Annotated in this window: 20 protein-coding genes and 3 tRNA genes; 17 read left to right on the top strand and 6 right to left on the bottom strand. The window is 56.5% G+C overall.

The window, feature by feature from the left end:
* Positions 1 to 72: 72 nt before the first annotated feature.
* The 10 genes from lgt to recD all read left to right on the top strand — a co-directional run bounded on the left by lgt (position 73) and on the right by recD (position 15,405).
* A complete protein-coding gene (lgt, locus tag AC4IC4_RS18510) occupies positions 73 to 948 on the top strand; it encodes a prolipoprotein diacylglyceryl transferase (RefSeq protein WP_023309046.1) in 876 nt (291 codons plus the stop codon).
* Positions 949 to 954: 6 nt separating this feature from the next.
* Positions 955 to 1,749, top strand: coding sequence for a thymidylate synthase (gene thyA / locus AC4IC4_RS18505; RefSeq protein ID WP_014885081.1), 795 nt, complete (start codon positions 955 to 957; stop codon positions 1,747 to 1,749).
* Positions 1,750 to 1,932: 183 nt separating this feature from the next.
* On the top strand, positions 1,933 to 2,394 hold the full coding sequence (locus AC4IC4_RS18500) for a prepilin peptidase-dependent protein (RefSeq protein ID WP_248165685.1): 462 nt from the start codon (positions 1,933 to 1,935) through the stop codon (positions 2,392 to 2,394).
* Complete coding sequence (locus tag AC4IC4_RS18495; RefSeq protein WP_491471669.1) at positions 2,388 to 2,948, top strand: prepilin peptidase-dependent protein; 561 nt, start codon at positions 2,388 to 2,390, stop codon at positions 2,946 to 2,948. Before AC4IC4_RS18500 ends, AC4IC4_RS18495 begins: the two co-directional genes overlap by 7 nt.
* Complete coding sequence (locus AC4IC4_RS18490; RefSeq protein ID WP_491471668.1) at positions 2,945 to 3,346, top strand: DUF2509 family protein; 402 nt, start codon at positions 2,945 to 2,947, stop codon at positions 3,344 to 3,346. Before AC4IC4_RS18495 ends, AC4IC4_RS18490 begins: the two co-directional genes overlap by 4 nt.
* A complete protein-coding gene (locus AC4IC4_RS18485; protein WP_024909292.1) occupies positions 3,331 to 3,654 on the top strand; it encodes a prepilin-type N-terminal cleavage/methylation domain-containing protein in 324 nt (107 codons plus the stop codon). The genes AC4IC4_RS18490 and AC4IC4_RS18485 overlap by 16 nt, the downstream gene beginning before the upstream one ends.
* 12 nt (positions 3,655 to 3,666) lie before the next feature.
* Complete coding sequence (recC, locus tag AC4IC4_RS18480; protein ID WP_491471667.1) at positions 3,667 to 7,041, top strand: exodeoxyribonuclease V subunit gamma; 3,375 nt, start codon at positions 3,667 to 3,669, stop codon at positions 7,039 to 7,041.
* 140 nt (positions 7,042 to 7,181) lie between these two features.
* Positions 7,182 to 10,049 (top strand): pitrilysin, encoded by a 2,868-nt coding sequence (gene ptrA / locus AC4IC4_RS18475; protein ID WP_491471666.1) that lies wholly within the window; start codon positions 7,182 to 7,184, stop codon positions 10,047 to 10,049.
* A complete protein-coding gene (gene recB, locus AC4IC4_RS18470; protein WP_491471665.1) occupies positions 10,046 to 13,588 on the top strand; it encodes an exodeoxyribonuclease V subunit beta in 3,543 nt (1,180 codons plus the stop codon). The genes ptrA and recB overlap by 4 nt, the downstream gene beginning before the upstream one ends.
* On the top strand, positions 13,585 to 15,405 hold the full coding sequence (recD, locus tag AC4IC4_RS18465; protein WP_491471664.1) for an exodeoxyribonuclease V subunit alpha: 1,821 nt from the start codon (positions 13,585 to 13,587) through the stop codon (positions 15,403 to 15,405). Before recB ends, recD begins: the two co-directional genes overlap by 4 nt.
* A gap of 33 nt (positions 15,406 to 15,438) precedes the next feature.
* Here the strand turns inward: recD and argA are convergent, their stop codons facing one another.
* Positions 15,439 to 16,770 carry an amino-acid N-acetyltransferase gene (argA, locus tag AC4IC4_RS18460; protein WP_008499655.1) on the bottom strand — a complete coding sequence of 444 codons (1,332 nt, stop codon included), beginning with the start codon at positions 16,768 to 16,770 and terminating at the stop codon, positions 15,439 to 15,441.
* 227 nt (positions 16,771 to 16,997) lie between these two features.
* On the opposite strand from argA, the gene amiC reads away from it, so the two are divergent.
* On the top strand, positions 16,998 to 18,251 hold the full coding sequence (gene amiC, locus AC4IC4_RS18455) for an N-acetylmuramoyl-L-alanine amidase AmiC (RefSeq protein ID WP_032648118.1): 1,254 nt from the start codon (positions 16,998 to 17,000) through the stop codon (positions 18,249 to 18,251).
* An 87-nt stretch (positions 18,252 to 18,338) separates the two neighbouring features.
* On the opposite strand, the gene AC4IC4_RS18450 is transcribed toward amiC, so the two are convergent.
* From AC4IC4_RS18450 to AC4IC4_RS18440, 3 genes are all read right to left on the bottom strand, one after another.
* Positions 18,339 to 18,415: transfer RNA gene (locus tag AC4IC4_RS18450), tRNA-Met, on the bottom strand.
* Between the two features lie 44 nt (positions 18,416 to 18,459).
* Positions 18,460 to 18,536: transfer RNA gene (locus AC4IC4_RS18445), tRNA-Met, on the bottom strand.
* A gap of 171 nt (positions 18,537 to 18,707) precedes the next feature.
* Positions 18,708 to 18,784 (bottom strand) — tRNA-Met (locus AC4IC4_RS18440).
* A gap of 208 nt (positions 18,785 to 18,992) precedes the next feature.
* Here AC4IC4_RS18440 and mltA point away from each other — a divergent pair.
* Together mltA and tcdA are read left to right on the top strand one after the other, a co-directional pair.
* A complete protein-coding gene (mltA, locus tag AC4IC4_RS18435; protein ID WP_021241890.1) occupies positions 18,993 to 20,090 on the top strand; it encodes a murein transglycosylase A in 1,098 nt (365 codons plus the stop codon).
* Between the two features lie 75 nt (positions 20,091 to 20,165).
* Positions 20,166 to 20,972 (top strand): tRNA cyclic N6-threonylcarbamoyladenosine(37) synthase TcdA, encoded by an 807-nt coding sequence (gene tcdA / locus AC4IC4_RS18430; protein WP_006811804.1) that lies wholly within the window; start codon positions 20,166 to 20,168, stop codon positions 20,970 to 20,972.
* Here tcdA and csdE read toward each other — a convergent pair.
* Both csdE and csdA read right to left on the bottom strand, forming a co-directional pair.
* The gene (csdE, locus tag AC4IC4_RS18425; protein ID WP_491471663.1) at positions 20,963 to 21,409 is read right to left on the bottom strand and encodes a cysteine desulfurase sulfur acceptor subunit CsdE; all 447 of its coding nucleotides are present in this window, start codon (positions 21,407 to 21,409) and stop codon (positions 20,963 to 20,965) included. The two genes, tcdA and csdE, sit on opposite strands and share 10 nt — an antisense overlap.
* Positions 21,409 to 22,614, bottom strand: coding sequence for a cysteine desulfurase CsdA (csdA, locus tag AC4IC4_RS18420; RefSeq protein WP_491471662.1), 1,206 nt, complete (start codon positions 22,612 to 22,614; stop codon positions 21,409 to 21,411). Before csdA ends, csdE begins: the two co-directional genes overlap by 1 nt.
* 192 nt (positions 22,615 to 22,806) lie before the next feature.
* On the opposite strand from csdA, the gene AC4IC4_RS18415 reads away from it, so the two are divergent.
* From AC4IC4_RS18415 to rlmM, 4 genes are all read left to right on the top strand, one after another.
* Positions 22,807 to 23,034, top strand: coding sequence for a YgdI/YgdR family lipoprotein (locus tag AC4IC4_RS18415; RefSeq protein WP_008499648.1), 228 nt, complete (start codon positions 22,807 to 22,809; stop codon positions 23,032 to 23,034).
* Between the two features lie 349 nt (positions 23,035 to 23,383).
* A complete protein-coding gene (gcvA, locus tag AC4IC4_RS18410; RefSeq protein WP_024909282.1) occupies positions 23,384 to 24,301 on the top strand; it encodes a glycine cleavage system transcriptional regulator GcvA in 918 nt (305 codons plus the stop codon).
* A 39-nt stretch (positions 24,302 to 24,340) separates the two neighbouring features.
* The gene (locus AC4IC4_RS18405) at positions 24,341 to 24,736 is read left to right on the top strand and encodes a DUF423 domain-containing protein (protein ID WP_023309031.1); all 396 of its coding nucleotides are present in this window, start codon (positions 24,341 to 24,343) and stop codon (positions 24,734 to 24,736) included.
* On the top strand, positions 24,729 to 25,829 hold the full coding sequence (gene rlmM / locus AC4IC4_RS18400) for a 23S rRNA (cytidine(2498)-2'-O)-methyltransferase RlmM (RefSeq protein ID WP_023309030.1): 1,101 nt from the start codon (positions 24,729 to 24,731) through the stop codon (positions 25,827 to 25,829). The genes AC4IC4_RS18405 and rlmM overlap by 8 nt, the downstream gene beginning before the upstream one ends.
* Positions 25,830 to 25,884: the final 55 nt, after the last annotated feature.

The following is a 25,884-nucleotide window of genomic DNA, read 5'->3' as shown; positions in this document are numbered from 1 at the left end:
CTCTGCTTACAGCAGAATCGCATTTCTACCGCTGTCCACTTTCAGCGGAATAACAACATCTTGTGGTGACAGATGAACAGTGGTTATCTGCATTTTCCGGAATTTGATCCGGTCATTTTCTCAGTAGGACCTGTTTCGCTTCACTGGTACGGTCTGATGTACCTGGTGGGCTTCATTTTTGCCATGTGGCTCGCTGGCCGTCGCGCCAGCCGTCCGGGCAGCGGCTGGACCAAAAACGAAGTTGAAAACCTGCTGTATGCGGGCTTCCTCGGCGTGTTCCTCGGTGGCCGTATCGGGTATGTGCTGTTCTATAACTTCCCGGTATTCCTGAACGATCCGCTCTATCTGTTCCGCGTCTGGGACGGCGGCATGTCCTTCCATGGCGGCCTGATTGGTGTGATCCTGGTGATGGTGATTTTTGCCAAACGCACCAAACGCAACTTCTTCCAGGTTTCAGATTTTATCGCACCGCTGATCCCGTTTGGTCTCGGCGCTGGTCGTCTGGGCAACTTTATCAACGGTGAACTGTGGGGCCGCGTCGACCCGAGCGTGCCGTACACGATGCTCTTCCCGGGCTCCCGCGCAGAAGATATCGCGCTGCTGCCATCGCATCCGGAGTGGCAGTCCATTTTCGATACCTACGGCGTTCTGCCGCGCCATATGTCTCAGCTGTATGAGCTGGCGCTGGAAGGCGTGGTGCTGTTTATCATCCTCAACCTGTTTATTCGAAAGCCGCGTCCGATGGGCGCTGTCTCCGGGCTGTTCCTGATTGGCTATGGCGCGTTCCGCATCATCGTCGAATTCTTCCGCCAGCCTGACGCACAGTTTACCGGCGAGTGGGTACAGTACATCAGCATGGGGCAGATTCTCTCCATTCCGATGATTGTCGCGGGTGCCATTATGATGATTTGGGCGTATCGTCGTCGTCCACAGCAACAAATTTCCTGAGGAACCATGAAACAGTATCTTGAATTGATGAAAAAAGTGCTCGATGAGGGCACGCCGAAAAACGACCGCACCGGTACCGGTACGCTCTCCATTTTTGGCCACCAGATGCGCTTCAATCTGCAAGAAGGCTTCCCGCTGGTGACGACAAAGCGCTGCCACCTGCGCTCGATCATTCATGAACTGCTCTGGTTCCTGCAAGGTGATACCAACGTTGCGTATCTGCACGAAAATAACGTCTCAATCTGGGACGAGTGGGCAGATGAAAACGGCAACCTGGGCCCGGTTTACGGTAAGCAGTGGCGCGCATGGCCAACGCCTGATGGCCGCCATATTGACCAGATCACCACCGTGATGAACCAGCTGAAAAACGATCCGGACTCGCGCCGAATCATTGTTTCCGCCTGGAACGTCGGCGAGCTGGATAAAATGGCGCTGGCACCGTGCCACGCGTTCTTCCAGTTCTATGTGGCGGATGGAAAGCTTTCCTGCCAGCTCTACCAGCGCTCCTGTGACGTGTTCCTCGGCCTGCCGTTTAACATTGCCAGCTATGCGCTGTTAGTTCACATGATGGCGCAGCAGTGCGACCTGGAAGTGGGTGATTTTGTCTGGACCGGTGGGGATACCCATCTTTACAGCAACCATATGGAACAGACGCATCTCCAGCTGACCCGCGAACCGCGTGCGCTGCCGAAGCTGATTATCAAACGCAAACCGGCATCAATATTTGATTACCGCTTTGATGATTTCGAGATTGAGGGTTACGACCCGCATCCGGGCATCAAAGCCCCCGTCGCTATCTGATGCGATAAAGCGTGACACAACCGGTGCTGTTTAGCGCCGGTTTTTTTCGCCTTTATCCCGTTTCCCGAGGCGCTATCCAGAAAGCGTGCAACGCGCTGCAACTCTCCCAATTCTTCGGACAACACCTCGTAAAACGAGGATCCGTCGCTCGTCAACTTCATGGCGCTTCGCCACACTCCCGGTATGAAAAAAGAGAACGGTTTTACGCTTATCGAAACGCTTGTCGCCGTTTCGCTTGTCGTTATCCTCAGCGCCTCAGGTCTGTACGGCTGGGACAGCTGGCAACGACAGCAGCGGCTGTGGCAAACCGCCAGTCAGGTGCGAGATTACCTGCTGTTTCTGCGCAACCATGCCAACCGGCACAACAGCGACCATCTTATTACCCTTCAGCGGGTGGGAGGCGGGGACTGTCTGGTGAGCTCTGCCGTGCAGGGCTGTAAGAAGGAGAGTCCCTTTGTGCTGATTCCGCTCTGGCCTGAGGTCGAGGTCAGTGAGGTCACGCCGTCGCTGGGGTTTTATGGATTAAGGGATACAGCGTGGGCAGGGCGGATACGCGTTCAAAGCCGTGCCGGAGCATGGCTGATTATTGTCTCAAATGGAGGACGCATCAGGATGTGTCAGGTCTCTGAGGGAGGTTCATGTTGATGAGGCAGCGCGGTTTCTCACTGACTGAAGTGCTGATTGCCACGGCGATGAGCAGCCTTTTGCTGATAAGCGCATCGCGTTTTTTACCCGGCTTGCAGCGGGCAGTCTTACTGCAATCCGGCCAGAGAGAGCTGGAGGAAGAGGTCTGGCAACACCTGTTTTCCCTGGGCAAACAGCTTCAGCGTGCGGGGTACTGTGCGGGAAACTGTCAGGGACAGGCGCTGGTGACCGCGAGGCTTGGAGGCTGCGTCATTGTACGCTGGGATGCCAACAGTAACGGCAACTGGGATAGCAGCGCATCAGAAAATGACAGCACCGGTTTTCGTCTGGAATCCGGCGCGCTGGAAACCCAGCGTGGGGCGACGTCGTGTGAAGGAAAAGGATGGGAAAAGCTTACGGACCCGGACAGGCTGGTAATCACGCGCTTTGTGGTGAGTAAAGTTGAACATGCCGGTTTTGCGCCAGAGGTAAATATCGAACTGGCCGCGATGCGTAAAGGCGGGCAGGGGGAGCCCTGGCAGGCGTTGTATACGGTCACGGGGTACAACCTGTGAATCGTCAACGCGGAATGTCTTCACTGGCCCTGGTTCTGCTTTTACTGGTGCTCGGTACCCTGATCCTGTCTGGTCTCAATCAACAGCTGACAACATTTAGCGCGCTCGTTGGCGGCGAGAGCCACTCGCTTCAGCAGCAGGCGACGGTACAGTCCGCGCTTGAGTGGGGACGGGTTCAGAGCTGGTCATCAGAGCTGCAGGTTCAGTGCAAAAAGACATCGGCGTGGCGAGTCTGTTTGCGCCAGCTGAGTGAGGCGCGTGTGCAGCTGATTGCCGGAGACAGTGACCTGCTGCTCTGGCGCGCAGGAGAGATTGTCGACGGGAAAATTCGCTTTTCGCCTCACGGCTGGAGTGATTTTTGTCCATTAAAGGAGAGTGCGCTATGTCAGCTGCCGTGAGCCGAGAAAAAGGGTTTAGCATGGTGGAGGTCCTGCTGGCGATGATGCTGCTGGTGATCGTCGTGACGGCTCTGTCGGGTTATCACCGGGCGCTGGCGGCGCGGTTTAGCGTGTTTAACCAGTATCGCCAGCTCTGGCACCATGCCTGGAATCAGTCTCAGCTCTCAACAAATGTTCTCCCCGCAGGCTGGCAGGCCAGTCGGGGGCAGACAACGCTCGCAGGATGTGTCAGCATCACGGTTACACTAATTTCTCCTCTGGGGCGGCGCGGTGAGATAACGCGTCTGCATTGCCCGGTTAGCCAGTAGTCGGGAGCGTCTATGTTAAGGGTCTACCACTCAAATCGTCTGGATGTGCTGGAAGCACTGATGGAATTTATCGTTGAGCGCGAGCGGCTTGACGATCCTTTTGAGCCCGAAATGGTGCTGGTGCAGAGCACCGGTATGGCACAGTGGCTGCAAATGTCGCTTTCCCGTAAATTTGGCATAGCCGCGAATATTGATTTCCCGCTGCCCGCGAGCTTTATCTGGGAGATGTTTGTCCGCGTGTTGTCGGACATCCCGGAGCAGAGCGCCTTCAACAAGCAGGCCATGAGCTGGAAGCTGATGGCGCTGCTGCCGGACATGCTGCAGCACGATGAATTTGCCATGCTGCGCCACTACCTCAATGACGATACCGACAAGCGCAAGCTGTTCCAGCTGGCATCGCGCACCGCCGATCTTTATGACCAATACCTTGTTTACCGTTCTGACTGGTTAATTCGTTGGGAAGCGGGCGAGTTGGTTGAAGGCCTGCCGGAGGCGCAAATATGGCAGGCCCCGCTGTGGAAAGCGCTGGTAGAGCATACGGAGAAACTGGGCCAGCCTAAGTGGCACCGTGCCAATCTCTACGAGCGGTTTATCTCGATACTTGAAAATGCGTCGGAGCGCCCGGCCCGACTTCCGTCACGCGTTTTTATCTGCGGAATATCCGCATTACCCCCTGTCTATCTAAAGGCGTTGAATGCGCTGGGTAAGCATATTGATATCCATATTTTGTTTACCAACCCATGCCGACAATACTGGGGGGATATCCTCGACGAACGCTGGCTTGCGCGGCTGGTGAGCCGCCAAAGAAAGCGCCTTTTTGAAGAACGTGCCGTCCCGCTGTTTAAAGACGGCTCGACTGCCGGGCAGCTTTTCGATGAAGACGGTATCCAGAACCTGCCCAATCCGCTGCTTGCCTCATGGGGGAAGCTGGGACGTGACTACATTCATATGCTTTCAGACATCACTTCCTCAGGGGAAGGTGACGTGGATGCCTTTGTTGAGATCGCCCCGGACAGCCTGCTGCATAATATTCAGTTAGATATTCTGGATCTGGAAAACCGTGCCGTCATGGGCGTGACGGCGAACGAGTTCGAACGCAGCGATAATAAGCGAAAACTGGATCCTGACGATCGCAGCGTCACGATCCACGTTTGCCACAGCCCGCAGCGTGAGGTCGAAGTGCTTCACGACCAACTGCTGGCGATGCTGCAGGAGGACCCCGATCTGACGCCACGCGATATCGTGGTGATGGTGGCGGATATCGACAGCTACAGTCCCTTTATTCAGGCCGTCTTTGGCAGCGCGACGGGCGAGCGATACCTGCCTTACGCTATCTCTGACCGTCGTGCCCGTCAGTCGCATCCGGTATTGCAGGCGTTTATCACTCTTCTGTCACTGCCGGATAGCCGGTTTATCTCCGAAGATGTCCTGGCATTGCTGGATGTTCCCGTGCTGGCTGCACGCTTCAACATCAATGAAGAGGGCCTGCGCTACCTTCGTCAGTGGGTGAATGAGTCTGGCGTTCGCTGGGGGATCGATGACGATAACGTTCAGGAATTCGAGCTTCCCCCAACCGGGCAGCACACCTGGCGATTTGGTCTGACGCGTATGCTGCTGGGCTACGCCATGGAGAGCAGCCAGGGCGAGTGGAATGAGGTGCTGCCTTACGATGAGTCCAGCGGGTTAATTGCTGAACTGGTGGGGCATTTAGCGTCGCTATTAATGCAGCTTAACCGCTGGCGATATGCGCTGTTGCAGCCGCGTCCACTTGAAGAATGGCTCCCGGTTTGCAGGGCGTTGCTTAATGATTTCTTCCTGCCGGACAGTGACACCGAAGCGGCCATGGCGCTGATTGAAACCCAGTGGCAGGCAATCATCGACGAAGGCGTGAATTCTCACTATCAGGAGGCCATCCCGCTGTCGCTGCTGCGGGATGAGCTGACGCAGCGGCTTGACCAGGAGCGAATCAGCCAGCGTTTCCTGGCGGGTCCTGTCAATATTTGTACCCTGATGCCCATGCGCTCTATCCCGTTCAGGGTGGTCTGCCTGCTTGGCATGAACGACGGTGTGTATCCGCGCGCGCTGCCGCCGCTGGGGTTCGACTTGATGAGCGCAAACCCAAAACGGGGCGATCGTAGCCGCCGTGATGATGACCGCTACCTCTTCCTTGAAGCGCTTATTTCCGCTCAGAGTAAGCTCTATATCAGCTATATCGGTCGTTCCATTCAGGACAACAGCGAGCGTTTCCCCTCTGTACTGGTGCAGGAGCTGGTGGACTATATCGGCCAGAGCCACTACCTGCCGGGAGATGAAGCGCGCAACTGCGATGAAAGCGAGCAGAGGGTGAAAGCCCATATCACCTGTTTCCACAGCCGCATGCCGTTTGACCCGGTGAACTACACAGCCAGCGAGCGCCAGAGCTATGCACAGGAGTGGCTACCGGCGGCGAAAAAAGAGGGAAGTGCGCATACCGATTTCATTCAGGAACTTGATCCGCGCCCAATCGACACTCTGACCTTCGAACAGCTTCAGCGGTTTTGGGCGCATCCGGTGCGCGCCTTCTTCCAGCAACGACTGCAGGTCAACTTCCGCTCTGAAGAGAGCGAAATTCCTGAGGCAGAGCCGTTTACGCTGGAAGGTCTGGAACGCTACCAGTTAAACCTGCAGCTGCTGAATGCGCTGGTTGAAGAGGAAGATGCGGACAAGCTTTACCGCCGCTACCGCGCTGCGGGTCAGCTGCCCTACGGCGCGTTCGGGGAAATTGTCTGGGAGGCGCAGTGCCAGGAGATGACCGCTCTGGCGGAGCGCGTGAGAGCGTGCCGACAGCCGGGGAAAAGTATTGAAATCGATCTCAACTGCAACGGGGTACAGCTCACGGGCTGGTTAACCCAGGTTCAGCCGGACGGGCTGCTGCGCTGGCGGCCCTCAATGCTGAGCGTTTCGCAGGGATTGCAACTCTGGCTGGAACATCTTGTCTACAGTGCGGGTGGGCATAAAGGCGAAAGCCGGATTTTCGTGCGCAAAGAGGGGGAATGGCGCTTCCCGCCGATGGAAGCCGAGCAGGCGTTAGGGTATCTCTCTTTGTACATTGAGGGCTACCGTCAGGGAATGAACAAACCGCTCCTGTTACTGCCGGAAAGTGGCGGGGCGTGGATAAAAGCCTGTTATGACGCGCAGAATGATGCGATGTTAACGGATGAGGCTTCGCTGCAGAAAGCACGCAGTAAATTTATGCAGGCCTATGAAGGTAACATGATGGTGCGTGGCGAAGGTGAAGATGTCTGGTATCAGCGCTTATGGCGAACCCTTGAGCCAGAGTACTTCGAGGCTATCACGGAAGAGGCGCAGCGCTACCTGCTGCCGTTGTTTAAATTTAATCAGTCCTGAGTGCTGTATAAAAATTGCGCAGCATGGGGTGTTCATTTATGATGCACTTCTTATCACGGACTGATGTACCCAATAAAGAGATGTTGGCGTGTCCAGCACGCAATGTGTTAATGATGTAGCCGTGATAAAGAGGTAGCACCTTGTTTAAAGCGTTTGTTTTGTTTTTCGCCCTCTGGGTACCCGTCACTCAGGCAGACTCCGGTTGGCAACCCGTTCAGGAAACTATTCGTAAAAGCGAAAAAGATACCCGTCAATATCAGGCTATTCGTCTTGATAACGGCATGACCGTACTGCTGGTTTCCGATCCGCAGGCGGTGAAATCCCTTTCGGCATTAGTGGTGCCGGTTGGATCGCTGGAAGATCCTGACGCTCATCCTGGTCTTGCGCACTATCTGGAACATATGACGCTGATGGGGTCAAAAAAATACCCGCAGCCAGATAGCCTGTCCGAATTTCTGAAAATGCATGGCGGCAGCCACAATGCCAGCACGGCACCGTACCGCACGGCCTTTTATCTTGAAGTCGAAAATGATGCGCTGGAAGGGGCGGTCGATCGCCTCGCTGATTCCATCGCAGCCCCGTTGCTGGATAAAAAATACGCCGATCGTGAACGTAATGCGGTGAATGCCGAGCTGACCATGGCCCGCACGCGAGACGGTATGCGCATGGCCCAGGTCAGTGCCGAAACCATCAACCCTGCACACCCGGGTTCGCGTTTCTCCGGCGGTAACCTTGAGACGTTAAGCGACAAACCGAACAGCCCGGTGCTGGATGCCCTGCACGCGTTTCGCGATAAATACTACTCCGCCAACCTGATGAAAGCGGTCATCTACAGCAATAAACCGTTGCCAGAACTGGCAGACATGGCGGCTAAAACGTTTGGACGGGTGCCGAATAAAAATATCGACCTGCCGCAAATAAACGTCCCGGTGGTTACGGACGCGCAAAAAGGCATCGTTATCCACTACGTGCCGGCGCTGCCGCGCAAAGTGCTGCGCGTGGAATTCCGCATTGATAACAACACCGCACAGTTTCGCAGTAAAACCGATGAGCTGGTCACCTACCTGATAGGTAACCGTAGCCCGGGTACGCTTTCTGACTGGCTGCAAAAACAGGGGCTGGTGGAAGGTATTCGCGCCGACTCCGATCCGGTTGTGAACGGCAATAGCGGCGTGCTGGCGATCTCCGCCACCCTGACCGACAAAGGACAGGCCAACCGTGATGAAGTCGTGGCGGCGATCTTCAGCTACCTCGCTTTACTGCGCGAGAAAGGCGTCGATAAGCGCTATTTTGATGAACTTGCCCACGTGCTGGATCTCGATTTCCGTTACCCGTCCATCACCCGCGACATGGATTACGTTGAGTGGCTGGCGGATACCATGATCCGCGTGCCGGTGGAACATACCCTCGATGCGGTAAATATTGCCGACCGGTATGATGCCGGGGCTGTAAAAGCTCGCCTGGCGATGATGACGCCGGAGAATGCCCGCATCTGGTACATCAGCCCGAACGAACCGCATAACAAGACGGCGTACTTTGTCGATGCCCCTTATCAGGTAGATAAAATCAGCGCACAGACCTTCGCCGACTGGCAGAAAAAGGCTGGGGAGATTGCGTTGAAGCTGCCGGAGCTGAACCCCTATATTCCGGATGACTTCTCGCTGACCAAAACGACGAAAGATTACCCGCACCCGGCGCTGATCATTGATGAGCCAACGCTGCGCGTGGTGTATACACCAAGCCGCTATTTCGCCAGCGAGCCAAAGGCCGATGTCAGCGTAGTGCTGCGTAATCCGAAAGCCATGAACAGCGCCAAAAATCAGGTGATGTTCGCGCTCAATGACTATCTCGCCGGTATCGCGCTCGATCAGCTCAGCAACCAGGCGGCCGTGGGCGGCATCAGCTTCTCCACCAACGCCAACAACGGTTTGATGCTCAATGCAAACGGCTATACCCAGCGTTTGCCTCAGCTGTTCCAGGCACTGCTGGAAGGGTATTTCAGCTACACGCCGACGGAAGAGCAGCTTGAGCAGGCCAAATCGTGGTACGCCCAGATGATGGATTCTGCCGAGAAGGGCAAGGCTTACGATCTGGCGCTTATGCCGGCGCAAATGCTGTCGCAGGTTCCTTATTTCCAGCGAGAAGACCGCCGCGCGCTGCTGCCTTCGATCACCTTAAAAGACGTGCTGGCGTACCGTGACGCGCTGAAAACCAACACGCGTCCGGAGTTCCTGATCGTCGGCAACATGAGTGAGGATCAGGCCAAAACCCTGGCGGAGAATGTGCGCACTCAGCTCGGTTCGAAAGGCGACGAGTGGTGCCGCAACCAGGACGTGCTGGTTGAGAAAAAACAGAATGTGATTTTTGAAAAGACGGGTAACAGCACGGATTCCGCGCTGGCCGCAGTCTTTGTGCCAACGGGGTATGATGAATTCGCCAGCTCAGCGCAGAGCGCCGTGCTGGGGCAAATTATTCAGCCGTGGTTCTATAACCAGTTACGCACAGAAGAGCAGCTTGGCTACGCGGTATTTGCCTTCTCCATGAACGTCGGCCGACAGTGGGGGCTGGGCTTCCTGCTGCAAAGCAGCGACAAACAGCCGGCGTATCTCTGGCAGCGTTACCAGGCCTTCTTCCCGCAGGTGGAAGCAAAGCTGCGCGCGATGAAGCCGGAAGAGTTTGCTCAGATCCAGCAGGCCGTCATCGCGCAGGTAATGCAGCCGCCGCAGACGCTGGGTGAAGAAGCCTCGCAGCTGAGCAAAGATTTCGATCGCGGTAATCTGAATTTTGATTCGCGTGATAAAGTAGTGGCCGAGATAAAACAGCTGACGCCGCAGAAGGTTGCCGACTTCTTCCATCAGGCGGTCATTAAGCCGCAGGGTATCACCATCCTGTCCCAGGTTTCCGGTAGCCAGAACGGGAAAACGGAGTACGTGAACCCGAAAGGCTGGAAAGTCTGGAAAAGCGTCAGCGCGCTGCAGCAATCTATGCCCTGGAGTAAGAAAGAATGACCGATACCGCTGAGACCCTTGATCCCTTACGTTTACCTCTGCAGGGTGAACGATTGATTGAAGCCTCAGCGGGAACGGGAAAAACCTTCACCATCGCCGCCCTCTATCTGCGTCTGCTGCTGGGGCTTGGCGGCAACGCAGCTTTTCCACGCCCTTTGAGCGTGGAAGAGCTGCTGGTGGTGACCTTCACCGAGGCTGCTACCGCGGAGCTGCGGGGCCGTATTCGTACCAATATCCACGAGCTGCGCATCGCCTGTCTGCGTCAGAGCACGAATAACCCTCTCTACGCGAGCCTTCTGGAAGAGATTGCCGATAAGCAACAGGCAGCCCAGTGGCTGCTCCTCGCCGAACGGCAGATGGACGAAGCGTCCGTCTTCACCATTCACGGTTTTTGCCAGCGCATGCTGAGCCTGAATGCGTTTGAATCCGGTATGCTGTTCGAACAGCAGCTTATTGAAGATGAATCCGTGCTTCGCTATCAGGCCTGCGCGGATTTCTGGCGTCGCCACTGCTACCCGTTATCGCGCGATATCGCCGAAGCCGTACACGCGTTGTGGAAGGGCCCGGAGGCGCTGCTGCGCGCTATCGATCGTTATCTGCAGGGGGAAGCGCCGGTCATCAAATCTCCGCCGCCGGCAGATGAAACGCTGGCCTCACGGCATGAAAAGATCATCGCGCAGATTGCCGACATCAAGCAAAAATGGCTTGAGTCCGTTGGCGAGATTGACGCAATCATCGAAAATTCCGGGATTGACCGACGCAAGTTTAACCGTGGCAATCAGGGGAAATGGATCGAGAAGATCAGCGCCTGGGCGCAGGAAGAGACGCGAGGCTACCAGCTCCCGGACGCGCTGGAGAAATTCTCCCAACGTTTCCTGGTTGAGCGGACCAAAGCCGACGGCATTGTCCCTGAGCATCCCCTGTTTGTGGCGATCGAATCCCTGCTGGCGGAGCCCTTAACGCTCAACGATCTGATGATTACCCGCGCCATGACGGAAATTCGCGAAGCCGTCGCGCGTGAGAAACGCCGCCGGGGTGAACTGGGTTTCGACGATATGCTGAGCCGCCTCGATGCGGCGCTGTGCAGTGAAAACGGTGAAGCGCTTGCCGCCGCGATCCGCACCCGTTTCCCGGTGGCGATGATCGACGAATTTCAGGATACCGACCCGCAGCAGTACCGCATTTTCCGCCGTATCTGGCGCCAGCAGCCCGACACCGCACTGCTGTTAATCGGCGATCCGAAACAGGCTATCTACGCCTTCCGCGGTGCGGATATTTTCACCTACATGAAAGCCCGCAGCGAGGTTGACGCGCACTACACGCTCGATACCAACTGGCGCTCCTCTCCCGGCATGGTGGAAAGCGTCAACGGGCTCTTCAGCCGCATGGATACGGCGTTTATGTTCCGGGAGATCCCGTTTCAGCCGGTAAAGTTTGCTGAGAAAAATGCCTCGTTGCGCTTCGAGTTCAACGGCGAGACGCAGCCTGCCATGAACTTCTGGCTGCTGGATGGGGAAGGCTGCGGCGTTGCCGACTATCAAAATGCCATGGCCCAGCACTGTGCCGCGCAAATCCGTGACTGGCTCAGTGCGGGTGCGCGCGGTGACGCGCTGCTGTGGAAGGGGGATAACCCCACCCCGGTAAAGGCATCAGATATTACGGTACTGGTGCGTAGCCGTCAGGAGGCCGCGCTCATCCGCGACGCCCTGACGTTACTGAATATCCCCTCCGTCTACCTCTCAAACCGCGACAGCGTCTTTGAAACGCTGGAAGCGCAGGAGATGCTATGGCTGCTGCAGGCCGTGCTGGCCCCGGAGCGGGAAAGCACGCTGCGCAGCGCACTGGCGAGCGCGATGCTCGGGCTGAATGCCCGGGATATTGATGCGCTGAACAATGACGAAGCCGCATGGGATGCCGTGGTCGAAGAGTTTGTTCGCTACCGCGAAAAATGGCAGAAGCGCGGGGTAATGGCAATGGTGCGCGATCTCATGGCGCAGCGCCACATTGCGGAGAATATGCTGGCGACAGTAGGCGGCGAGCGCCGTTTGACCGATATTTTACATATCAGCGAACTGTTGCAGGAAGCGGGTACGCAGCTGGAGAGCGAGCACGCTCTGGTGCGCTGGCTGGCGCAGCAGATTGCCGATCCGAACAGCAATTCGTCCAGCCAGCAGATGCGCCTCGAGAGTGATAAACATCTGGTGCAGATCGTCACCATTCACAAATCAAAAGGCCTGGAATATCCGCTGGTCTGGCTGCCGTTTATCGCCAATTACCGCGTGCAGGATCAGGCCTTTTACCACGATCGCGAATCGTTTGAGGCGGTGCTCGATCTCAGCAACGCTGAGTCCAGCGTTGAGCTGGCAGAGGCCGAACGTCTGGCGGAAGATTTACGCCTGCTCTACGTAGCGCTGACCCGTTCGGTCTGGCACTGCAGCCTGGGCGTTGCGCCTCTGTTCCGGCGTCGGGGCGAAAAGAGCGGGGAGAGCGATTTTCATCTGAGCGCGCTGGGGCGGCTTATTCAGCAGGGTGAACCCAAAGACGCGGCAGGCCTGCGCCAGTGCATCGAATCCCTTTGCTCTGAGCATGTTGCCCTGCATAGTCCTTCGCTGCCCGACAACAGCCGCTGGCAGATGCCGGAGCTGCGTGATTCAGCGCTCCATGCCCGCCAGGTTGTGCGTACGATAGCCGACGACTGGCGCGTCACCAGCTACTCCGGTTTACAACAGCACGGGCAGAGTATTGCGCAGGATCTGATGCCAAAACTGGACGTGGATGCCGCGGGGGCCGGTAGCGTACCTGCTGAGCCGGTGCTCACGCCGCACCAGTTCCCGCGCGGCGCTTCTCCAGGCACGTTTTTGCACAGCCTGTTTGAAGAGCTGGATTTTACCCAGCCGGTTTCCGAAGAGTGGGTGCTGAAGATGTTACAGAGCGGTGGTTACGACGCGCATTGGCAGCCGGTTCTCACCGACTGGATCCGCGCGGTTCTGCATGCTCCGCTCACCGCGCAGGGGATTTCGCTTAGCCAGTTGACTACCAAAGATAAGCTGGTGGAGATGGAGTTTTATCTCCCCATCGCCAGCCCGCTCAGGGCAGAGGCGCTTGATGCGGTGATCCGCGAGTACGATCCGTTATCCGCCGGGTGCCCGCCGCTGAACTTCCGCCAGGTGCAGGGGATGCTCAAAGGCTTTATCGACCTGGTTTTCCGCCACGAAGGGCGCTACTACCTGCTGGATTACAAATCGAACTGGCTGGGTGAAAGCAGCGAAGCCTACACGCAAGACGCGATGGCCGCGGCCATGCAAATGCATCGCTACGATCTGCAGTACCAGCTTTATACCCTGGCGCTGCACCGTTACCTTCGCCATCGCATGGCTGATTACCGCTACGAAGCGCATTTTGGCGGCGTAATTTACCTGTTCCTGCGCGGCGTGGATGCTAACGACCCGCGTTCCGGCGTCTTTAGCACGCGTCCGGCTGCGGAACTGATTGAAAAAATGGATAACCTGTTTGCTGCAGGCACGGAGGAGGTGGCATGACGATGCAGGCGCTACTGCTGGACGCGGTTGAACAACGATTACTGCGCCACCTGGATGTGCAGTTCGCCATGATGGTGGCAGGTGAGGAGCCTGCCGTCATGCTTGCCGCCGCCATTCTGAGCAAAGACGCGGGGGAGGGGCACGTGTGTCTGCCGCTGTCGCGTCTGGCGGTGGATGAGAAGATGCCTCCGGTTTTACAGGCGTGCTTCGCGCTGCTGGGTGACGCAGTGGACTGGCAGGCGATATTACTCGGCTCGCCTGCCGTGAGCGGAGCCGATACCGGGACGCCGATGATCCTTGTCGGCGAGCGTTTGTATCTTAACCGGCTCTGGCGTAACGAACTGACGGTAGCGCGCTTCTTCAGCGAGACCAACGCCCCGCTTCCCTGCGATGAAACGCGGCTGCGGCAAACGCTGGATACGCTGTTCACCTCTGACGACGAGACAGACTGGCAGAAAGTGGCGGCTGCCGTGGCCTTAACGCGACGGATCTCGGTGATTTCTGGCGGCCCGGGTACCGGGAAAACGACCACCGTGGCAAAACTGCTTGCCGCGTTGATTCAGTTATCGGGTGAGCAAAAGTGCCGTATTCGCCTGGCGGCCCCCACCGGTAAAGCGGCGGCACGTCTGACGGAATCGTTAGGCGGCGAGCTGCAAAAGCTGCCGCTAACCGGGGAGCAGCTTGCGCTTTTCCCCAATGAGGCCAGCACGCTGCACCGTTTGCTTGGCGCACAGCCGGGTAGCCAGCGTCTGCGCTATCATGCCGGTAATCCGCTGCACCTTGACGTGCTGGTGGTGGATGAAGCCTCAATGATTGACCTGACGATGATGTCGCGTTTGATCGATGCGCTCCCGCCGCACGCGCGCGTCATTTTCCTCGGCGATCGTGACCAGCTTGCCTCCGTTGAGGCGGGGGCGGTACTGGGTGATATCTGCACCTATGCCAGCCTGGGATATACCGCTGAACGCGCTCAGGAGTTAGCCCGTCTCACCGGATGCTCGCTCACCTCTGAAAACCATTCACTGGCAGGGGCGCTGCGCGACAGCCTGTGTCTGCTGCAAAAAAGCTACCGTTTCGGCAGCGACTCCGGCATCGGCCAGCTTGCGGCAGCGGTGAACCGGGGCGACCGGCGCGCCACCACGGCGGTATTTGACGGAACCTTTAAGGATATTGAGAAAAAATCGCTGCAAAGCGCGGAAGAGTATCAGGCGATGCTTGACGACGCCCTGCAGGGGTACCAGCGCTTTCTGACGGACGTACAACAGCAAAGTACGCCGGAGCAGGTCATTGCCGCGTTTGGCGAATATCAGTTGCTCTGTGCGCTGAGGGAAGGCCCCTTTGGTGTCCGGGGTCTTAACGACAGGCTGGAACAGCTGCTGGCGCAAAAACGCAAAATTAACCGTACCCCGCACTCGCGCTGGTATGAAGGGCGACCGGTGATGATCTCCCGTAACGACAGCGCGCTGGGATTGTTTAACGGGGATATCGGGATTGCGCTCGACTGCGGTCAGGGACTGCGCGTCTGGTTCCAGATGCCGGACGGGAGCGTGAAGTCCTTCCAGCCTAGCCGTTTGCCCGAGCATGAAACCGCCTGGGCGATGACGGTGCATAAATCCCAGGGCTCCGAATTTAACCACGCGGCGCTGATCCTGCCCACGCAGCTTTCCCCCGTTATTACCCGCGAGCTGATCTATACCGCCATAACGCGCGCGCGTCAGCGCCTGTCGCTCTATACCGATGAACGCGTGCTGGTGCAGGCGATTGCCACCCGTACGGAACGTCGAAGCGGGCTGGGCGCGATATTTGAGTCCCTCTGAACGACGCCCTCGCCGGACGGTGAGGGCGTCGTATTATCCCAGGTCAGCCATCAGTACTTTTGAGCGGCGCTGATAGTTGTACATCTCTTTCTTCGTCTCCGGCAGAGAATCGATATCCACCGGCGTAAACCCGCGCTCCTGGAACCAGTGAATGCTGCGCGTCGTCAGGACGAACAGCTTGCTCAGTCCCATCTGGCGCGCCTGTGCCGCCACGCGCTCAAGCAGCATTTCACCGCGAGAAGAGCTGCGGTAATCAGGATGCACCGCCACGCAGGCCATTTCACCGATCTTCTCTTCCGGGAACGGATAGAGCGCGGCGCAGGCAATAGTCAGGTTATCGCGCTGAATAATGGTGAATTTGTCGATCTCCATCTCCAGCTGTTCGCGTGAGCGACGCACCAGAATACCCTGCTGTTCCAGCGGGCGGATCAGTTCCAGAATGCCGCCGATATCGTTGATGGTGGCGCGGCGGATCTGCTCCGCACTCTCCATCACAATCTGTGTACCAATACCGTCGCGGGAGAACAGCTCCTGCAGCAATGCCCCGTCTTCCTGATAGCTGATCAGGTGGCTGCGGCGCACGCCGCTGCGGCAGGCCTTCACGGCGCCACGCAGGAAGCGGACGGTGCCGGAGTGGTAATCGCCTTCGGCTTCCAGCGCCTCCACGCGGGCCTGGGCTTCGTTCGGGAAGAGTTCCGGCACGATTGTTCCTTCATCGTTCACCACGCCCTGGGAGGAGCAGAACCCAATCATTTTTTCCGCCTTCAGCTTGATCGCCAGCTGCGTGGCGATCTCTTCAGACGTCAGGTTAAAGCTTTCGCCCGTTACAGAGACAGCGACCGGGCCCATCAGCACGATGGCACCGCTGTCCAGCTGGCGATGAATGGCTTCTTCATCAATACGACGAATACGGCCGCTGTGACAGTAATCCACGCCATCGTCCACGCCAAGCGGCTGGGCAATGATGAAGTTGCCGCTCACGACGTTGATATGCGCCCCCTGCAGCGGCGTGTTGTTCAGGCTCATGGACAGGCGAGCGGTAATATCCAGCTGCAGCAGGCCCGCCGCCTGTTTCACCAGCTCAAGGGTTTTGGCATCGGTGACGCGGGTATGTTTGTGGTAAATCGGCTCGTGGTGGTGAGCGGCCAGGTTGGCGTCGATCTGTGGACGCGCGCCATACACCACCACCAGGCGGATCCCCAGGCTGTGCAGCAGGCCAATGTCATTGACGATGCTGGAAAAATTTTCATGCTCAATGGCTTCGCCGCCAAGCATGATGACAAACGTTTTTCCCCGATGGGCGTTGATATAGGGAACAGAATGGCGGAATCCCTGGACCAGTTCGGTTCTACGTTCCTTCACCATGGCACAACCCTTAATGAATGTTTATTCGTAATTTGTGTATTTTTATTCGATTGTGGTCGCGTGTGCAAGCGCAAATTTTCCGCGACCCACAGAAATTGGTAAGTAATCCGTGCGTTAGCGTATGATTGTTTACCCTTTTATAGATGACAGTTTATGCGTCATTCGTTAAAGTTTTCGGTCAATCTGGACATTTTGTATATCAGTCAGTGTTCTTGCTCGGGAGAAGCATGTCGGGATCCAATTCAGCAATAAGCCGCCGCCGTTTGTTAAAAGGGGCCGGGGCAATGTGGTTGCTTAGCGTCAGTCAGGTCGGTCTTGCCGCCACCAGCCAGGTCGTGGCGGTGCGCGTCTGGCCATCGTCGACCTATACGCGCGTGACGGTCGAATCCAATCGCGTGCTGAAATATAAGCAATTTGCCCTCAGCAACCCGGAGCGTGTGGTGGTGGATCTCGAAGGCGTTAACCTCAACTCCGTGCTGAAAGGAATGGCGGCGCAGATCCGCGGTGACGATCCGTTTATTAAATCGGCGCGCGTCGGGCAGTTTGATCCGCAAACCGTGCGCATGGTGTTTGAACTGAAGCAGAACGTTAAGCCGCAGCTATTTGCCCTGGCGCCTGTTGCGACCTTTAAAGAGCGCCTGGTGATGGATCTCTACCCGGCCAATGCGACGGATATTCAGGATCCGCTTCTTGCCCTGCTGGAGGATTACAACAAGGGCGATTTGGAGCGTCAGGTGCCCCCTGCGCAAAGCGGTCCGCAGCCGGGGAAAGCAGGGCGCGATCGTCCGATTGTGATCATGCTCGATCCAGGCCACGGTGGCGAAGACTCTGGCGCGGTGGGGAAATACCGTACGCGTGAAAAAGACGTGGTGCTGCAAATTGCGCGCCGCCTGAAAGCGTTGATTGATAAAGAAGGCAATATGCGCGCCTATATGACGCGTAATGAGGACGTCTTTATTCCGCTGAAGGTCCGGGTGGCGAAAGCGCAGAAGCAGCGCGCAGATTTGTTCGTCTCAATCCATGCGGATGCGTTTACCAGCCGTCAGCCAAGCGGCTCGTCGGTGTTTGCGCTCTCGACCAAAGGCGCGACCAGTACCGCCGCGAGATACCTTGCGGACACCCAGAACGCCTCTGACTTAATTGGTGGCGTGGGCAAAAGCGGCGATCGCTACGTCGACCACACCATGTTTGATATGGTGCAGTCGCTGACCATTAACGACAGCCTGAAGTTTGGTAAAGCGGTACTGGGCAAGCTGGGCAACATCAATAAGCTGCATAAAAACAGCGTTGAACAGGCCGGGTTTGCGGTACTCAAGGCGCCGGATATCCCGTCCATTCTGGTAGAAACCGCGTTTATCAGTAACGTGGAAGAGGAGCGTAAGCTCAAGACGGCAAAATTCCAGCAGGAGGTTGCGGAGTCGATTCTTGCAGGGATTCGTGCGTATTTCTCTGACGGGGCGACGCTGGCGCGGCGCGGGTAGATCTTTTGGCCGGGTTTACGCCCGGCATATTCACAAACGACAGATACAAAAAAACACCCTTAAGGGTGTTTATTGTTTTAGAAGTGTTGGTTGCGGGGGCCGGATTTGAACCGACGACCTTCGGGTTATGAGCCCGACGAGCTACCAGGCTGCTCCACCCCGCGTCCGTCTTTCTACTCTTGTAGAAGCTTACTTCTTCAAATTTGATTGGTTGCGGGGGCCGGATTTGAACCGACGACCTTCGGGTTATGAGCCCGACGAGCTACCAGGCTGCTCCACCCCGCGTCCGTCTTTTTGCTTCGTATTTCAAACCACATCTGCGTTGACTTTCCTCGTTCACCTCAGTCACTTACTAGAGTAAGTTCCTAAGGATTCACTGCGTCGTCGCCTTGCTGTGATTCGAACTACTTCGCAAAAATTTCTACTGTCGTAGAAGATACTTCATCAAATTTTAATTGGTTGCGGGGGCCGGATTTGAACCGACGACCTTCGGGTTATGAGCCCGACGAGCTACCAGGCTGCTCCACCCCGCGTCCGTGGATGCGCACTATACTCGGATAGGTTTGTGATGCAACCCCTTTTTCACATTTATCATGATTTTGTATGCAAATTGAACGACATGGCGCTGTTTGGACTATTTTTTGCGCAAAATTTGCCAAAGGGCATGCGATCGCATTTCATTAGCCCTGGCGGTTTGTTATCTTCATCACGCGGAAATGGGCAACTTAAAGACGAGACAGAATGAAAGGACGTTGGGCGAAGTATCTGATGGCGGGCGCAATGGTAGCGATTCTTGCGGCCTGTTCTTCCAAACCGACCGATCGCGGTCAACAGTATAAAGACGGGAAGTTATCCCAGCCTTTCTCTTTAGTTAATCAGCCTGATGCTGTCGGCGCACCGATTAATGCCGGTGATTTCTCCGAGCAGGTCTACCAGATCCGCAACGCGTCACCGCGTTTATATAGCGCACAGAATAACGTTTATAGCGCGGTACAGGACTGGCTGCGGGCGGGCGGCGATACGCGCAACATGCGCCAGTTTGGTATCGACGCCTGGCAGATGGAAGGGGCCGATAACTACGGCAACGTTCAGTTTACCGGCTACTACACCCCGGTTATCCAGGCGCGACACACGCGTCAGGGCGAATTCCAGTACCCTATCTACCGTATGCCGCCAAAACGCGGTCGTCTGCCGTCGCGCGCCGAAATCTACGCCGGTGCGCTGAGTGAAAACTACGTTCTGGCCTACAGCAACTCCCTGATGGATAACTTCATCATGGACGTTCAGGGCAGCGGCTACATTGATTTTGGCGACGGTTCACCGCTTAACTTCTTCAGCTATTCCGGTAAAAACGGCCACGCCTATCGCAGTATTGGCAAGGTGCTGATCGACCGCGGCGAAGTGAAGAAAGAAGACATGTCGATGCAGGCGATCCGCGAGTGGGGCGAAAAGCACAGCGAGGCCGAGGTGCGTGAGCTGCTGGAGCAGAACCCGTCGTTCGTCTTCTTTAAACCGCAAAACTTCGCGCCGGTGAAAGGGGCGAGCGCGGTACCGCTGATTGGCCGTGCGTCGGTGGCATCGGATCGTTCGATTATTCCTGCGGGCACCACGCTGCTGGCAGAGGTCCCGCTGCTGGACAACAACGGCAAGTTCAACGGCCAGTATGAGCTGCGTCTGATGGTGGCGCTGGACGTCGGCGGCGCGATCAAAGGTCAGCACTTCGATATCTATCAGGGCATTGGCCCGGATGCAGGCCACCGTGCAGGCTGGTATAACCACTACGGACGCGTGTGGGTACTGAAGGCCGCACCGGGTGCCGGAAACGTATTCAGCGGCTGATTGTGGTATTCTGAGCGCAATACGGATTACTGTTCAGGGTGAGGAGAACCTCACCCTTTTTACATCTGAGGTGTTATGTCTGTGGTAATCAGCGATGCCTGGCGCCAGCGTTTTGGCGGCACGGCACGTCTCTATGGTGAAAAAGCCCTGCAGCTGTTTGCGGATGCGCATGTCTGCGTCGTGGGCATTGGTGGTGTGGGATCGTGGGCGGCAGAAGCGCTGGCGAGAACCGGTATTGGCGCAATCACGCTGATTGACATGGATGACGTGTGCGTCACCAATACCAACCGTCAAATCCACGCCCTGCGTGATAACGTCGGCCTGGCGAAGTCTGAGGTCATGGCGGAGCGTATCCGCTTGATCAACCCGGAGTGCCGCGTGACGGTGATCGACGACTTTGTGACGGCAGATAACGTCGCGGAGTATATGAGTAAAGGCTACAGCTATGTGATTGACGCCATCGACAGCGTACGGCCAAAAGCCGCGCTGATCGCATACTGCCGCCGCTACAAGGTGCCGCTGGTCACGACGGGCGGCGCGGGCGGGCAAATCGATCCGACGCAGATCCAGGTGGCCGATCTGGCGAAAACGATCCAAGATCCGCTGGCTGCCAAGCTGCGTGAGCGCCTGAAGAGCGACTTTAACGTGGTGAAGAACAGCAAAGGCAAGCTGGGCGTCGACTGCGTGTTCTCGACCGAAGCACTGGTCTACCCGCAGGCGGACGGTTCCGTGTGTGCGATGAAAAGCACGGCGGAAGGGCCAAAGAGAATGGATTGTGCCTCAGGCTTTGGCGCGGCCACCATGGTGACCGCCTCCTTCGGCTTTGTGGCGGTGTCTCACGCCCTTAAGAAAATGATGGCGAAGGCGGAACGTCAGGCCTGAGCCTGACGTGCGACATCCAGTACCGCGTCGCTGAGCGCGATCAATCCCTGACCGCGCGAGGCGCTGAGCTGCGCGCGCAGCCCAAGCTCATCAAATAACGCCAGCGGCGAATGTGCCAGCAGTTCCGCCGCGCTTTTCCCTTCCACAGCGGTCAACAATACGGCCAGCAGGCCCCGGACAATGCGGCCTTCGCTGTCACCGAAGAAGTGCAGCTTCTCGCCGGAGACGCTCACGCCCAGCCAGACGCGGTTTTCACAGCCAGCGATCTCTTTCGCCTGCGTTTTGAGATCGTCTGAAAGCGCAGGGAGCTGTTTACCCAGCAGGATCAGCTGACGATATTTATCTTCCCACTGTTGGAGCGGGGCGAAGGTCTGTTTTAAGGTCTCTTCTGTGATGACCGTGCCAAACGGATGTCCGGCTAAAGCAGCGCTAGTCATTAATCCACCAGTATTTCAAGGGCGCGGTCAACGGCGGTAACCAGCGCGTCGACATCGCTTTGGGTATTATACGGCGCAAACGAGGCGCGCAGCGTACCGTTAACGCCGAGCGCCGCCAGCAGCGGCTGGGCGCAGTGCTGTCCGGCACGCAGGGCAATGCCATATCCGGCCAGCAGCGTCACCATGTCGCTATGATGAACGCCCGCAAAATCAAAGGCGAGCAGGCTGGAGTCCTGAACGCGGAACGAGCGGAAACCCGGGCGCTTTTTGAGTTCTTCCTCTGCCAGCGTCGCCAGTCCCCGGCTCCAGCTTTCAGCCTGGACAATGTCGGTTTCTGCCAGCCACTCCAGCGCCGCGCTTAAGCCAATCACCCCCGCCACGTTCGGCGTACCGGCTTCCAGGCGATAGGGAACGTCCTGAGTGTTGAAGCCATCGAACGACACTTCGGTAATCATTTTGCCGCCACCGAGCCACGGCGTCATTTTTGCCAGCAGATCTGGCTTGCCATATAACGCCCCTATACCGGTTGGCCCGTAGAGCTTATGTCCTGAGAAGGCATAGAAGTCGATATCCAGCGCCTGCACATCAGCGGGGAAGTGCACCACGCCCTGAGCGCCGTCGACCATTACCACCATCCCGCTGGCATGGGCGATGCGAATGGCCTGAGCCAGGTCCGGGCAGCCTCCCGTGACGTTCGACATCTGTCCGAGCGCCAGAATACGGCTGCGGGAGGTAATCAGCTCGGGGAGACGGGCCACATCGGGCAGAAGGTCTGCACCCAGTGGAAGCTTCACCACGCGTGCACCCGTTTGCTCGGCCACCATCAGCCACGGCACCAGGTTGGCGTGATGTTCCGCCTCGCTAACGACGATCTCATCGCCCGGCTGAAGCAGCGGGCGCGCGTAGCACTGGGCCACCATGTTGATGGCCTCGGTCGTACCGCGCGTCCAGACGATGTTTTTCCCGCTTTCGGCATTGATCAGGTGCGCGACCTGATCGCGTGCCGCTTCATAGCGCGCGGTTAAACGCTGCGCTTCGGCAAACTGGCTGCGATGCACGTTCCCGGCGCTCAGGCTGTAGAACTGCTGCGTGGCCTCAATCACCGCCTGGGGCTTAAGGGCGGTGGCGGCGCTGTCCAGATAAATACCGGCATCGGCCAGGGCCGGAAACTGTGCGCGGAACTGCGCAGGGCTGAAAGCGTTCATGGGATTCCTCATTTCAATATAGCGATCGTCGCGCAATTTCAGCGGCAGGGCAAGGAGGTTGATATCTATCAGAATTGTCTGCTTATCCTGATGACCCCAAAAAAGCAGGTTATGCTAAATAGTGTTAGGCGGATGTTTTAGCCTGTTATAAATCGAGGTTTGAATAGCATTAATTGCTAAAGGAGAATAATCATGAATAAGACAGCTGCAATCATTTCTGCCTGTGCGTTTACTTTTGCCCTGAGCGCGTGTTCCGGTAACAACTACGTGATGCACACCAACGATGGTCGTTCTATCGTATCGGAAGGGAAACCGACTACTGATAACGATACCGGGATGATTTCATACAAAGATGCTAACGGGAACAAGCAGCAGATCAACCGCACGGACGTGAAAGAGATGAAAGAGATCGAGCATTAACAGATCGCAGGCGAAAAAAAAGCACCGCAAATTGGCGGTGCTACATTAATCACTATGGACAGACAGGGTAAATGTACAGGAAGTGAAAAATTGGTAGCGTTGCTACCGTGGTCTGAATCGCAGACCAATTGCAAACACAACAACACAACATCACAACCGTAAGCCAAAAGCCCTTCAGAACACGCATTCCGAAAAAAGCTCTTCGTTCCGGCTCAGGAAGTGCCGCCACTATAGGTATTTGCTGGTAGTTCCTCAACGGACAAATTATAATGGCTCAGATAAAAAAAACTAATAGGTTAAACGTTGTTTCCTGTTTGTTAAAATCCGTTAACATCTAAGCCAGATAACCATGTCAAAGCGATTGCCACCCCTCAATGCATTACGTGTTTTTGATGCAGCAGCACGTCACCTGAGCTTCACCCGCGCAGCCGATGAGCTTTTTGTGACACAGGCCGCAGTAAGTCATCAAATCAAGTCTCTGGAGGATTTTCTGGGCCTTAAGCTGTTTCGTCGACGCAACCGTTCGTTGCTGTTGACCGAAGAGGGGCAGAGCTATTTTCAGGATATTAAAGAGATTTTTTCCCAGCTTACGGAAGCCACGCGTAAGCTGCAGGCTCGCAGTGCAAAAGGTGCCCTGACCGTCAGTTTATTGCCCAGTTTTGCCATTCAATGGCTGGTGCCAAGACTCTCAAGCTTTAACTCAGCTTATCCGGGGATCGACGTTCGAATCCAGGCCGTAGATCGTCAGGAAGATAAGCTGGCAGATGACGTGGACGTTGCCATTTTTTATGGTCGCGGTAACTGGCCGGGCTTGCGTGTTGAGAAATTATACGCAGAATATCTCCTGCCGGTCTGCTCTCCCCTGCTGTTAACAGGTGAAAAGGCGCTGAAGTCACCCGCTGACCTGGCTCAGCATACGCTTTTGCATGATGCCTCTCGACGCGACTGGCAAACTTATACCCGTCAATTAGGTCTTACTCATATAAACGTGCAGCAGGGACCCATCTTTAGCCACAGTGCGATGGTGTTACAGGCTGCCATTCACGGGCAGGGCGTGGCGTTGGCGAACAACGTCATGGCGCAGTCCGAAATTGAGGCAGGCCGCCTGGTTTGCCCTTTTAATGATGTACTGGTCAGCAAGAATGCGTTTTATCTGGTTTGTCATGACAGTCAGGCAGAACTGGGTAAAATAGCCGCCTTCCGGCAGTGGATACTGGCGAAAGCGGCAACCGAGCAAGAAAAATTCCGCTTCAGGTATGAACAATAACGTTTGTGTGCCGGGCACGCATCAATTCAGGACTTAAACATGACCAGCCGATTCATGCTGATTTTTGCCGCGGTGAGTGGCTTTATTTTTGTTGCACTGGGCGCCTTTGGCGCACATGTCTTAAGCAAGTCTTTAGGCGCAGTAGAGATGGGCTGGATCCAGACCGGCCTTGAATATCAGGCGTTCCATACGCTGGCTATTTTTGGGCTGGCGGTGGCGATGCAGCGCCGTATCAGTATCTGGTTTTACTGGAGCAGCGTGTTCATGGCGCTGGGTACCGTGTTGTTCAGCGGTAGCCTGTACTGCCTTGCGCTCTCACATCTGCGCCTGTGGGCGTTCGTTACACCTGTCGGCGGCTTCAGCTTCCTGGCGGGTTGGGTATTAATGTTTATCGGAGCTATCCGTCTGAAACGCAAGGGCGTTGTTCATGAATAAGGTTGTTTTATATTGTCGCCCGGGGTTTGAGAAAGAGTGCGCCGCGGAAATTACCGATAAAGCGGCGAAGCGCGAAGTCTTCGGCTTTGCCCGCGTAAAAGAGAACGCGGGCTATGTGGTATTTGAATGCTATCAGCCTGAAGACGCAGACAAGCTGGCACGCGAGCTGCCGTTCAGCTCGCTGATCTTTGCTCGCCAGATGTTTGTTGCGGGTGAGTTGCTGAAGGATCTTCCGCCGGAAGACCGCATCACGCCAATTGTCGGCATGCTGCAGGGCGTGGTGGAGAAGGGCGGCGATCTGCGCGTTGAAGTGGCGGATACCAACGAAAGTAAAGAGCTGATGAAGTTCTGTCGTAAATTCACCGTGCCGCTGCGTGCGGCGCTGCGTGATGCGGGCGTGCTGACGAACTACGAAACGCCGAAGCGTCCGGTGGTGCATATCTTCTTTATCGCACCAGGCTGCTGCTATACAGGCTATTCATACACTACCAACAACTCTCCCTTCTTTATGGGCATCCCGCGTTTGCGCTTCCCGTCCGATGCGCCAAGCCGTTCCACGCTCAAGCTGGAAGAGGCGTTCCACGTCTTTATCCCGGCGGATGAGTGGGATGAGCGTCTGGCAAACGGCATGTACGCCGTCGACCTTGGCGCGTGCCCGGGAGGCTGGACCTATCAGCTGGTGAAACGCAATATGTGGGTATCGTCCGTTGATAACGGTCCAATGGCGCAAAGCCTGATGGACACCGGGCAGGTCACGTGGCTGCGTGAAGATGGTTTCCGCTATCGCCCGAACCGTAACAACATCTCGTGGATGGTGTGCGATATGGTTGAGAAGCCGGCAAAAGTCGCCGCGCTAATGGCCTCCTGGCTGGTGAACGGCTGGTGTCGTGAGACCATTTTCAACCTCAAGCTGCCGATGAAAAAGCGCTATGAGGAAGTGTCGCAGAATCTGGCCTATATTCAGGAGCAGATGGATGAACACGGTATTAACGTGGAGATCCAGGCGCGTCAGCTGTATCACGACCGCGAAGAGGTGACGGTGCATATTCGTCGCTGGTGGGCTGCGGTTGGCGGACGTCGCGACGAGCGATAGTGCGCGCTTTGTTTTGCCCGGTGGCGCTGCGCTTACCGGGCCTACAAACCCGTGT

The sequence above is a fragment of the Enterobacter sp. Taxon_2 genome, assembly GCF_058355295.1.
Note: the sequence above shows the minus strand (reverse complement) of the source record. Positions and strands in the feature narration are given on the sequence as shown.

What these genes read in the sequence shown, in the direction of transcription:
- lgt (WP_023309046.1), top strand. Translation starts at nt 73, where the DNA reads ATGAACAGTGGTTATCTGCATTTTCCGGAATTTGATCCGGTCATTTTC.
- thyA (WP_014885081.1), top strand. Translation starts at nt 955, where the DNA reads ATGAAACAGTATCTTGAATTGATGAAAAAAGTGCTCGATGAGGGCACG.
- AC4IC4_RS18500 (WP_248165685.1), top strand. Translation starts at nt 1,933, where the DNA reads ATGAAAAAAGAGAACGGTTTTACGCTTATCGAAACGCTTGTCGCCGTT.
- AC4IC4_RS18495 (WP_491471669.1), top strand. Translation starts at nt 2,388, where the DNA reads ATGTTGATGAGGCAGCGCGGTTTCTCACTGACTGAAGTGCTGATTGCC.
- AC4IC4_RS18485 (WP_024909292.1), top strand. Translation starts at nt 3,331, where the DNA reads ATGTCAGCTGCCGTGAGCCGAGAAAAAGGGTTTAGCATGGTGGAGGTC.
- recC (WP_491471667.1), top strand. Translation starts at nt 3,667, where the DNA reads ATGTTAAGGGTCTACCACTCAAATCGTCTGGATGTGCTGGAAGCACTG.
- recB (WP_491471665.1), top strand. Translation starts at nt 10,046, where the DNA reads ATGACCGATACCGCTGAGACCCTTGATCCCTTACGTTTACCTCTGCAG.
- recD (WP_491471664.1), top strand. Translation starts at nt 13,585, where the DNA reads ATGACGATGCAGGCGCTACTGCTGGACGCGGTTGAACAACGATTACTG.
- argA (WP_008499655.1), bottom strand. Translation starts at nt 16,770, where the DNA reads ATGGTGAAGGAACGTAGAACCGAACTGGTCCAGGGATTCCGCCATTCT.
- amiC (WP_032648118.1), top strand. Translation starts at nt 16,998, where the DNA reads ATGTCGGGATCCAATTCAGCAATAAGCCGCCGCCGTTTGTTAAAAGGG.
- mltA (WP_021241890.1), top strand. Translation starts at nt 18,993, where the DNA reads ATGAAAGGACGTTGGGCGAAGTATCTGATGGCGGGCGCAATGGTAGCG.
- tcdA (WP_006811804.1), top strand. Translation starts at nt 20,166, where the DNA reads ATGTCTGTGGTAATCAGCGATGCCTGGCGCCAGCGTTTTGGCGGCACG.
- csdE (WP_491471663.1), bottom strand. Translation starts at nt 21,409, where the DNA reads ATGACTAGCGCTGCTTTAGCCGGACATCCGTTTGGCACGGTCATCACA.
- csdA (WP_491471662.1), bottom strand. Translation starts at nt 22,614, where the DNA reads ATGAACGCTTTCAGCCCTGCGCAGTTCCGCGCACAGTTTCCGGCCCTG.
- AC4IC4_RS18415 (WP_008499648.1), top strand. Translation starts at nt 22,807, where the DNA reads ATGAATAAGACAGCTGCAATCATTTCTGCCTGTGCGTTTACTTTTGCC.
- gcvA (WP_024909282.1), top strand. Translation starts at nt 23,384, where the DNA reads ATGTCAAAGCGATTGCCACCCCTCAATGCATTACGTGTTTTTGATGCA.
- AC4IC4_RS18405 (WP_023309031.1), top strand. Translation starts at nt 24,341, where the DNA reads ATGACCAGCCGATTCATGCTGATTTTTGCCGCGGTGAGTGGCTTTATT.
- rlmM (WP_023309030.1), top strand. Translation starts at nt 24,729, where the DNA reads ATGAATAAGGTTGTTTTATATTGTCGCCCGGGGTTTGAGAAAGAGTGC.